This is a genomic window from Microcoleus sp. PH2017_05_CCC_O_A, assembly GCF_020738785.1.
GTDB lineage: Bacteria > Cyanobacteriota > Cyanobacteriia > Cyanobacteriales > Microcoleaceae > Microcoleus.
The window spans coordinates 1-7,630 of record NZ_JAEQCB010000135.1 but is presented as its reverse complement, the minus strand read 5'-3'; the positions used below and the strand labels follow the sequence as shown (position 1 = coordinate 7,630).

Genomic DNA, 7,630 nt, shown 5'->3' with positions numbered 1-7,630 from the left:
AAAACTAGGGAGGCATTCTTAACGTTTTGCGGGATACCACTCCCAGACAGTTCAGTTTGTCTTAAAGACGTAGGCTAGACACTGGTTTAGTCCTGAATTAAGAAGGTGGTGAGCCTTCCTCTTTCAAGCCCCATGCCTTTAGACTGGGGTTGGTGACAAGTCGAGTTATGCTTTTCTAAGGTAACTTTTGTTGCTATCAATTTCTCAATTGTAGGGAGAAAACTCCCCGACCACATCCTCAACCCGACTGATTGGCGTGTATTAGCAGGAGAGCATATGATGAAGCAGAATTCCGCTGAATATCAAACTGTTGAAGCTTCTGACGAAAATTGCTACGCAGATGCGAGTTTCAGACAGCCCGAAAGTGCAGGTGCGGATGCAGGCGAGGAAGTTGAGCCGATTTGGTTTCACACCCACTTTGAAGACAGCATGGAGATGTACGCCGATGCTGCAACGGTGGCCGAGCATTTCAACAATCACAAGACTTGGTTTTGTCAGTGCGCTGCGCCAATGAAGGCCCAGCCGATCGGCGAAAACGGCTACGATCTATTAATCGGTCGTTTTGGGGCCTTCGGCTACCGAGTTGAAGCAAGAATTGGTTTAGAGTTGCTGCCGCCTGACGCTGAAGGCTGCTATTTGATTCAGACTATCCCGGTTCCGAATTATACCTCGCCCGGATATGAAGTGGATTTTCGATCGGCAATGAAGCTAGTCGAGATACCGTCTGACGAGTTTGCAGCCGATTGGCCTGCGTCGCAACGCGCCCAGCTACCGCCTGCGATTACCAGCGCCACCTGGAAGCTGGATTTAGCTGTAGGGGTTTGCTTTCCCAAGTTTATTCGATCGATGTCTCAACCTCTCATTGAAAAAACCGGCGATGCGCTTTTGGAAAAAATCATCAAACAAGTCAACCGCCGCTTGACATATAAAACTCAGCTTGTTTTCCATGAAAGTTTAGGAATTCCCTTTCCCAAAAACCCGAAGAAACACTAACAAAAAAACGCTCGCGGTTGAAACCATAGCGGATCGAATGAAAGATGAGGTACGTTGTTGGGCTTTAGCCCTCTTTCTTAGTTGAACTGCTTATAAGCTGTCATACCTCATCTTTTTAATACCAATTTTTAACGAAATAACAGTATTCTTGTCCCCCCCCTGATTCATGGGGGGGGGCTAGGGGGGTGTTCGAGTGTTGCACAATTTTAGATAATTGGTATAAGAAACATTATATTATGCTTTTCACTCGCCGTCCTGCCGAGTACCCTTCAGGAAAGCTAACGCCTGCGTTTTTGTAAACCTAGTTTCAACCGCCGCCTGCGTTTCTGCGCCGCCAGCAAGGCAAACTCACAAAGCCCCTATTTTTACTAACAGTAACGTGACAAGAAGATTTAATCGAACCAACATTAAAACCGCTGTTATTTCTAATCGCATTTCCCCTTCCTCCCTGACTCGCGACTGCCAGCAAACTGCCCTTAACCGTATTATTTTCTACAATTGCATTCTGCATCCCATTAATTTTTTGCTCAGTATCCGCATTCACATAAATCAAAGGCCAATCACCCTTAACATTAGACAATAACTTATTCCCAAAAATCCTCACATCTCGAATCCGAGGCACTTGAGAAATACCGATGTAAGAATTGCCAGTATTACCGACAATCTCCGCTTGCCGAACCGAAGTTCCGCCGCAGCAAGCATGAATCACAATTCCCCCTCCGTCATTGCTGAGAAACTCGGAATCTTTCAGTTGATGTCGGTACACTTGAAAGTCATTATCTTGTATTAAAACATTCCAGCCGGCCCATTCGATCGCCCTACTGTTAAAACTCGTATTTTTCCCAGCGACTCCCGCGCCTGTATCGTCCGTCCACCAGCGCTTGCGGGCATCATCTCGAATCGCATTATTTTTAACAACCAAGCCATTGCCCGACGCTCGGATTCCCGCCCTCATGGTATGATAAACCCAATTATCGCGAATCGCAATACCTTTGCGAAACAGACCCGGCTCAGCACTTGGTTCCGCCGTCGGCACAAAGTTTTCTTCAGATTTGCCAGCCTTGGAACGGTTGACTAAGATACCGAAATGGTTGCTATAGTCGAATCTAACATCATATTCTTCAACAACATCAGTCTTGTCAGATTTTACTTGATATTCAGGTTGCTGGTAATTATCTGTTATACTATCGTTAAGTCGATTGTTGGCAATTAAGACATTAGCCAAAGCATTAACTTTGATATTAGCGACATAGGGATTGGCATATCGCTGCCACGCTGCTTGAAAATTCAGGTCTGGGACTGAGGAACTGGGTTCGGCAACGTTATTGCTGCGGAGGCCGTAAACCACAATATTTCTATTTTGACTGTAGTCGAGATTGCTGAGCAAGTAAATTGGCGATCGGTTAATATCTAGATTAACCACACCAATATTGCTATCAGTATTAGGATTTTCAGTAAAGATTCTTTTAAAAGCCGTGCTGTTCGGAGTTCCCATCCCTGAAAGTTGCGGTTCGTATTTAGGAAACACAAATTTTGTCGGAGGATTGTACAAAGTTTGTTTAGCATCTGTCATTGCGGGAGTTTCCCCTCGGATGACAACTCCCGACTTCAAATAGATACTGTCTGGAAACTCATAAGTCCCCGCTGGAAAATAGACAACTCCGCCACCGTTAGCAGCAGCAATATCTCGGGCAAAATTAAACCTGTCAATCAGAGTGCCGCCTTGGAAGTCTTGGATATTGTATGCACAACTCCATTTAATTTCGGATGTCCAAGGATAAGATTGTTTTCCGTATCGAGAATCTATCGGATTATCCGTTGGCCCGCCGCTGGAACTTCCGCAGCCTAACAGTTGTCCGGGAAATAGCGATGATTTTGCTTTGACAATAAAGTTGTTGATATTATTGAAATTAGTTACATAAAAACTTCCGATTAACGAGACGATAAATATACCCAAAAATATATAAAACTGAACTTGAAGTGAAATTAATCTTCTTTTCTCGTTATCTTGAGAACAAGGATATCTAACAGCAGCGAAACTGAGAGTCCACCAGGCAATATGTGCGTATTGAGCGCAATCAAACCAGGTAACAGCAAAAACCAGATAAGCAATAGCAACTGCTGCAATCCCGCCAATAGAGGATTGCAGCGCTAAAGATAAATAATATCCCCAAAGTGCAATGCCAGCAATCAGCCCCAAAATACCAACTGATACAGTTGTATCGAGAATCCAATTGTGAGCTTTATAAGTAGGAATTTCTCTGGTGCTAATTTCACCTTTTATGTTAATATAGTCGTAGGTAAACTCGTTCAAGTTGACGACTCTGGGAGTTACCTGAGGATTTCTGATATATGGATAAGCAATCCCTAAGCCGTCGAATCCCCATCCAAATAACGGGCGTTTTTTGATTCCTCGGGCTGCAAGTTCCCACATGGGCGATCGGCTGGACATGACTTGTTCGATGCTCGGTTTTTGCCAGTTGAGGGGTCTGTTAAGCGTCATGATGCCCGCAGCGAGGGCGCCCATCAGGGCTATACCGGTGAGAATTTTGTAGTATTGGCGTCCCAACAAATAAGCACAGGCAACAATCAAAGCTACAATTGCACTGCGGGTAGAAGTTAGCAGCAGTGCGGGAACAGCTAAAATCAAAGTAATTGCAGTTAATTTAGTATTCGTAAATCTCCAAAACCAACCGACAATAGCAGTAATTGCCGTCAACGCTAAAACTACGGCTGCGTGGCCGCGGTGGGAGTACAATCCTATGGGCTGCTGTCCTTGAAAAATGCTGCTGGCTAAGACATCGCCTCTGATTTGTTTCCCCATTGTAGCGGTGTAGTCAATCCGCCAGTCAATGATTTGGGGGAAGATACTAAGAGAAAGAATGATGCCACCAATTAGCAATCCTTGGAATTGGGAATTGATCAGTTGCGGCTGTACGGTTAATAGCAAGCTGTTGCTGAGGGTGAAGGCGGCGATTAACAGCCAGTACAGCCAACCGTCGCCCATTTGGTCTTGACCGAGAAAAGAGGTTAAGGGAAAGGGACTGTGCAGAGTAGAGATGGCTCCTATGGAGAGAAATATTGTCCAAAGTATTAGAGAAATCTTCCATTGTCTGGAAATGGTTAGGACTTTTCTTTCTTCCCACAAAAGAGCGAGATTGACTCCTACTATTAGCCAGATAATTAATACCTTGGGGGAAGTCCAGATGATGCCCCGGCTGCTTCCCCAAGGGTTGATGAGAATGATGCTGAGGGCAAACAGGATGGTGTAGAGGCTTTTCATTACTCTTTGTTTTTCCTATTTTTTAGTCTGGTAATGACAGGCAATATGGCTAGGGCAAATAGTGTTCCTAATGCGGTAGTAGGTTCGGGAACGGCTTCTACGGGGAGGGCATCGTCGTCGGTGTTTTTAGATGAAACATTTTGAGTTTTTGCAGTGAGAGTATCGTCAACATACGATAGTTGTGGGTCTTGAAGTAACTTGCTGCTGATTCCTGCCAGGTATATATCTTTCATGGTTAGCTTATGACCATTTTTGAGTGCAAAGTTCGCTGTGGAATTGTTATTTAAACCTTGATTATAAACATTTGCACTGACAGCCTGAGTAGAGTTTCCCGGCTCGCATCCACCACCACCGCTACTGGGGACACAAGGAGTGAATTTACTTGTCCAGCCCCATGACATCCCATGATAAATCTTATATTTATCCAGAGAATTAGCTGTACCTTCAAATGAAACCAAGTATAATTCAAAATTCCAGTCATGATCGTAAACGAAACTTGGTTTTGGCTCTTGTGTGGCGTTATACGGGACATCATAGAAGGTATATGAAGGCCATCCTGTTGCAGGGTTAAGCTCATTTGAATAGGATCCCGGATACCAAGGAAGTTTAGCAATTTCTGGATCGAGAGAGTCACGAGAAGGAATATCAATTAGGTCGAAATATGCAGCGGTTAAGTTATCACTAAATTTGAGTAACTGACCGCCAGTATCAGCTTTTATTCTTTGAATCCAGTGAACAGAATCGTACGCTAGTGGCTGTTGAGGGTATCCCTCATAATCTACAAAAATAGAAGCCCCTATTCCACCAGATTTAGCAGAAAAACTTGGGTCAACTTGATTTAGCTCAGCTCCGCACGAAGTTCCAGGAGTACAAGGGTAGTAAGTCTTAACATTAAAACCGCCTTCTAAATTACTACCCGGTTCAAATTGTGCAAAAGCTCCATAAGACTGTCTGAGTACATTCAAAAAATCGTCAGTTCCGCCTAACTTTATTTCTGTAATATCTTTAGTTGTAACAGTAACAGTTCCATTGATATTGAGAGCTGGAACAGCCATCGGTAAAGATGCTGATTGACTTGTTGTTTGCCCTGTAAGATAAAAAGCAAAACTTGACTTGCATGTCCGCTCTATCAGTAGAATTGTCACTAAAATCGCGAGAGAGTATTTTTGAGTTTTCATGTTGGTAATTTTTCCTTTGATAAGCTCTATTTTGCATGAAAAAGATGCTGAATGTAATGATGAGCCAAGTTTTTTCAAGGCTCTACTAATTTGATTTCTACCCAAGGAGTGGAGAAATGAACTGTTAAAGCTTTTCTTTTAGATCTGATAAATTGTCTTTTCAATCTGTCAGAATATACGATCTCGGAATGGGTATTATTGTACGTAAATCGAATCCGATAAATACCAGGTTTGAATGATACGAATGACTGAGGATCGCTACCATTGTACTTCGATATAAATAACGTGAGCTTAGTCAAATTCCACCAGCTAAAATTTCCAGACCAAAATAATGAGAAGCTTTCTCCTGGTGGAATCCATGGAAAATTCACTTGTGTAGGAAACATATAGTTCCATCTAACGAATCCTCCAGAAGTTACTTTTTTACCATTCGAGTCAATGATTTCTAGCAGAAGATTATTCTTGCTGCTGAATGTGATGGGTTCTGAAGTTTGGTTGGTAATGCGAAGACCAAGACGTATAGGTGTAGATGTGTCTGTCCGATTTTCTGGTATGTTGAATACCCGAGTTGGTAATACAGCTTCAAAGCCGATACCATTGACCTCAACTGCATTATTTTCTGTCGATCTAACTTCGGGCAATTCAGCAATCTTGCCCGTACTTGTATTTTCCGAATCCACGAACATAATTTTTCGCCATGGACTAGATAATCGACCTGTTAAAACTCCTTCCATGTGCTTAGATTCGAGGATTTTCATGTCTTCAGATGTGGTCTCTTCATCAGTATTGCTATATTTCAAGCGAATCTGAAAAGTACCCGGTTTCGGTGAAAAAACAAAAAATATTTTCGACCTATCATCTGTGACTTTTATTCCTAACACCTTCTTATTAGCAATCTTATAACTGTGCAAGAAACCTTGCCAGATTAATGTAAGATTTTGTTTGGGTGGAATTAAAGGAAAGTCGGCTTCAGTAAATGTTAGAGGTCGGAATTTAAGTATTTCAGGGAAAATAAATTCGTTATTTAACCCCAGGACTTCAGGCATTAGGCTATCCCTGCGAATTCGCACCGGTGCAGATGTGTTATTGGTGATGCAAATACCAAATTCTATGGGTGTGGGATCGCTTTCGGCGTCTTTGGGTATTCTTAACAACCGATCGGGTATTACTGTTTCAAAGGTGACGCCATTTGTTGCCACTGCATTGCGATCGGCTAAGCGAACAGATACTAATTCAGTATTTTTGCCTGCGATCGTATTTCTTGCAGCCAAGAATTCGGGAGAAGGATGAGCTACTGCTACTTCTCTAGACAGAACTAAAGCTATCAAAAATAGGAAAAAATACTTCATCATTTCGCCCCCTGAATTACCGGACAATCAGCGGAAAAACCAGAACCACACCGCCACACCAATTACCATCAGCCAAAACAACTTCCCACCACGGCCACTCGAATCCCCAGGATGTTCAACCAAAGTATACCTGTAATATCCCAACACAGGCTCACAATCATTCTTCTTCGGTGCAGTTCTCGGCCAAGTACGGGTAGATGACGGCCAACAATCCTCTGGGATACTCCGTAGTCTACCTGGTAGATAGCCGTAAGTTAAATTCAGCTTTAAACGAGGAGGTAAGTGTTCTTGAAGAGCCAGTTCTTTCTGTGTCACCTGCACAAACTCTGACTTCAGTTGCGTGGTCCGATGAGGCCCTACTGTTCGATCGCAATTGATACAAAACTGATTGCAAGTAAGCTTTTGAGGCTGAGGACAGTGAAATTTATCGCAGTAATGTTTTTCGCCGTGATGTGTTTGCGAGTAGTTCATAACTATGCCTTTCATTTCCTGATTAATGAGTTGACAGACAGACAACAACCTCAATCCTGATTTGACTATTCTTGGCTTGGACGGTCTTTGAGTCTTTTAATTAATTGACCGCGATGCCACAACCTTAAGCGGTAATTAAATAGATTGGCAATGCTTATAAAAAAAAACTATCGTAAAGCTTAAACTCGATAATTAAAATTCATATTAGTTAGTAATTTAGGCTTAATTTAAGTTAATAAAACATTGCAACCGACACAACAACCCACATTCCGCAGATATTCGATCGGATTTAATTTCAAAAGAATTCAGAATTCTCAAAACCTCAAATAATTGCTCTGCAATCATTTGAGGCTTTT

The 7,630-nt window shown here is 42.7% G+C and carries 5 protein-coding genes; 1 reads left to right on the top strand and 4 read right to left on the bottom strand.

Annotated features, from left to right (window positions below):
* Positions 1 to 279 precede the first annotated feature (279 nt).
* Positions 280 to 993, top strand: a complete 714-nt coding sequence (locus JGK20_RS25625) for a DUF1997 domain-containing protein (RefSeq protein WP_293198972.1) — start codon at positions 280 to 282, stop codon at positions 991 to 993.
* Between the two features lie 307 nt (positions 994 to 1,300).
* On the opposite strand, the gene JGK20_RS25620 is transcribed toward JGK20_RS25625, so the two are convergent.
* Genes JGK20_RS25620 through JGK20_RS25605 form a run of 4 tightly spaced genes read right to left on the bottom strand, consistent with a single transcriptional unit; the run spans position 1,301 to position 7,118 of the window.
* Positions 1,301 to 4,276 (bottom strand): O-antigen ligase family protein, encoded by a 2,976-nt coding sequence (locus JGK20_RS25620; protein WP_293232593.1) that lies wholly within the window; start codon positions 4,274 to 4,276, stop codon positions 1,301 to 1,303.
* A complete protein-coding gene (locus JGK20_RS25615) occupies positions 4,276 to 5,532 on the bottom strand; it encodes a hypothetical protein (RefSeq protein WP_293232591.1) in 1,257 nt (418 codons plus the stop codon). Before JGK20_RS25615 ends, JGK20_RS25620 begins: the two co-directional genes overlap by 1 nt.
* Positions 5,529 to 6,806 (bottom strand): hypothetical protein, encoded by a 1,278-nt coding sequence (locus tag JGK20_RS25610; RefSeq protein ID WP_293232589.1) that lies wholly within the window; start codon positions 6,804 to 6,806, stop codon positions 5,529 to 5,531. Before JGK20_RS25610 ends, JGK20_RS25615 begins: the two co-directional genes overlap by 4 nt.
* A gap of 24 nt (positions 6,807 to 6,830) precedes the next feature.
* On the bottom strand, positions 6,831 to 7,118 hold the full coding sequence (locus JGK20_RS25605; RefSeq protein WP_293209131.1) for a hypothetical protein: 288 nt from the start codon (positions 7,116 to 7,118) through the stop codon (positions 6,831 to 6,833).
* Between the last annotated feature and the right edge of the window lie 512 nt (positions 7,119 to 7,630).

Coding starts and splice junctions, on each gene's coding strand:
- JGK20_RS25620 (WP_293232593.1), bottom strand. CDS start 4,276: ATGAAAAGCCTCTACACCATCCTGTTTGCCCTCAGCATCATTCTCATC.
- JGK20_RS25625 (WP_293198972.1), top strand. CDS start 280: ATGAAGCAGAATTCCGCTGAATATCAAACTGTTGAAGCTTCTGACGAA.
- JGK20_RS25610 (WP_293232589.1), bottom strand. CDS start 6,806: ATGATGAAGTATTTTTTCCTATTTTTGATAGCTTTAGTTCTGTCTAGA.